We start from the raw sequence: 2,730 nt of genomic DNA, 5'->3' as shown, positions 1-2,730 counted from the left end.
TGGTTTATATCGAAAACGTATTGCTTAAACAAAAACATAAAATTTTAAATTTAGACGATGCCGAAGATGGCAATTTAATTAATACAAGTGACGAAGAAAAAACGACAGACGAAGAAGAAAAAGCACATTCAATTACTGCAATTTGGAATTTCGAAAAACAAAATTATTATTTAAAAAATGTGAAACGTTAGCTAAAAAGCTAGCGTTTTTTTATGTTTTTAGCCCCTGCGGGAACTATAGCGTTTAACCAGCATGGTTACCCACTTTTCATGCCAATTTTTAAATTTGCATGTAACTGGGCAGTGTCTAAAAAATTAGTCACTGGTTTTGTTTAAATTTTGTTTGTGAAATGAGAATATATTTATTTGGCTCATATTTGCGTTTTAAGAGCTTATGTATGTTTTTAGGTATAAAACTATATGATTTATCCCTAAAACTTTAAAATACCCCTTTAAAATTAAAATTAAAGGCATTTAAGATTTAATAAAATAAAAAAGCCACCAATAAAATTTGGTGGCTTTTTTATTTCACTATTTTCATTTTTGGAAGTGAACAGTGAAAAGAAAACAGAACGCTAATTAAATTATAACACGCTTTTATGCCGAGAAAATTTATTGATCGTTGAGAAGAACCCTTAACTAAACTTGTAGACGAATGTCGGCATAGCGTGAGCTATTAAGCCGACCATTCGACAAGTTATGGGATTGTTAAGGGTTCCGAGGCTCAACGTCAATAAAGCAATTGGAATAAAGCAATTATTTTTTATTCGATAATTGTTATATATAAATTATCGAGTCATTTCTTTGATTATTGATTACTATAGGATTGAAAGGTGATGGATATGATATTAAAAAATTTAAATGATTCTATAGATTATATAGATCAGAATTTAACAAAAGATTTAAATTTATATGATATAGCGAATTTTGTTGGTTTACCCGAGCAACATTATAGAAATTTATTTATATTTCTTACTGGTATTGGTTTATCTGAGTATATAAAAAAAAGAAAATTGTATTTTGCTAACAAAGATTTATTAAATAAAGAATCAGTAACGAGTGTAGCTATAAAATATGGATATTCAATTGATGGTTTTACAAAGTCTTTTAAAGATTGGAGTGGGTATTTACCATCTCAAATATATGAAGAACAAGTTTTAATTTCGTATCCGAAACTTTCATTTGCTATTAATGTTAAAGGAGGAATAGACATGAAAACTAGAATTGTAGATTTGCCAAAAATTAATATAGTAGGCGTAAAAAAACGCGTTCGTATGCAATACGAGGGTGTTAACAATGAAATTGAAGAACTAGCAAATAGTATTACTAATATACAAAAAGAAGAAATGAACAATTTACAAAACATTGAACCTAAAGAAATTGTAAATGTTTCATATGATGCTGATGAGAATTTTATTAAAGAAGAGGGTTATTTAACTCATATGATTGGTGTTATAACAACAGAAAATAATATAAGCGATCAACTTGATGTTATAAATATTGATGAAAGTAAATGGATAGTCTTTGAAAATGAAGGTAAATTTCCAAAAGTTTTGCAAGACACATACGCTAAAATTTATTCTGAATGGTTGCCAGAAACAGAATATAAATTAGCTAATGTACCAATGTTTTCTTTTACTAAATTTAATGATTCAGATAGTGATAATGCTTATAGTGAAATTTGGGTTGCAGTTAATAATTGATTTTAGATAATTAAGGTTTTAGAAACGAGTTGAAAACGAGTTTCTTCTTGTCTTGATACTATATAGAAATAACGTTCTTTTTTAAAAACATGATTTATCGTTGATATGACAGTGTTTTTATATATTTTTGGAGTTGAAAAGAAAATTTGACATGAAAAAACCCCAGTTATATTATTAAGGTGTCGAATCTTAAATAAAACTGGGGGCTTTTTATATGCAATATAATACTACTAAATATATTGACGAAAATCAAGATAACGAAACATTAAAAGATATGACGAAAAGTGGGAAGCAACGCCCATGGAGAGAAAAGAAAATTGATAATGTAAGTTATGCAGATATACTGGAAATTTTAAAAATTAAAAAGGCTTTTAACGTAAAACAATGTGGTAACGTCTTAGAGTTCAAGCCGACTGATGAAGGTTATTTGAAGTTACATAAGACATGGTTTTGTAAATCAAAATTATGTCCAGTTTGTAATTGGAGGCGTGCTATGAAAAATAGTTATCAAGCTCAAAGAGTGATTGAAGAAGTGGTTAAGGAAAAACCGAAAGCACGTTGGTTATTCCTAACACTTTCAACAAAAAATGCTATAGATGGGGATACTTTAGAACAAAGTTTGAAACACTTAACTGAATCATTTAGAAGATTATTTAAATATAAAAAAGTTAGTAAAAATTTAATTGGTTTTATGCGTTCAACAGAAGTAACAGTTAATAAAAATGACGGCAGTTATAATCAACATATGCATGTTTTGTTATGTGTTGAAAATAGTTATTTTAAGAATAAAGCTAATTATATAACTCAAGAAGAATGGGTTAGTTTATGGCAAAAAGCATTACAAGTGAATTATCGGCCAGTAGCAAATATCAAAGCGATCAAACCTAACCAAAAAGGTGATAAAGATATTCAAGCAGCAATCAAAGAAACCTCAAAATATTCGGTTAAGTCATCTGATTTTTTAACTGATGATGACGAAAGAAATCAAGAAATTGTTAGAGATTTGGAACATGGTTTATATCGAAAAC

At 28.2% G+C, this 2,730-nt stretch carries 2 protein-coding genes and 1 pseudogene; all 3 read left to right on the top strand.

Features of this window, described 5'->3' with window-relative positions; genetic code table 11:
• Nucleotides 1–191 (top strand): annotated as a pseudogene (locus tag KA873_RS12665) (protein rep); the annotation flags it as partial.
• 650 nt (nt 192–841) lie between these two features.
• Nucleotides 842–1,702: an AraC family transcriptional regulator gene (locus KA873_RS12660; protein WP_078099425.1), complete on the top strand. Its 861-nt coding sequence runs from the start codon at nt 842–844 to the stop codon at nt 1,700–1,702.
• Between the two features lie 214 nt (nt 1,703–1,916).
• Nucleotides 1,917–2,730 (top strand): protein rep (locus tag KA873_RS12655; RefSeq protein WP_210140537.1); only part of this gene is annotated, 814 nt, incomplete at its 3' end.

The sequence above is a fragment of the Staphylococcus sp. GDY8P45P genome (assembly GCF_017892745.1).
Lineage (GTDB): Bacteria > Bacillota > Bacilli > Staphylococcales > Staphylococcaceae > Staphylococcus > Staphylococcus cohnii.
This window is presented reverse-complemented; position numbering and strand designations above follow the sequence as displayed.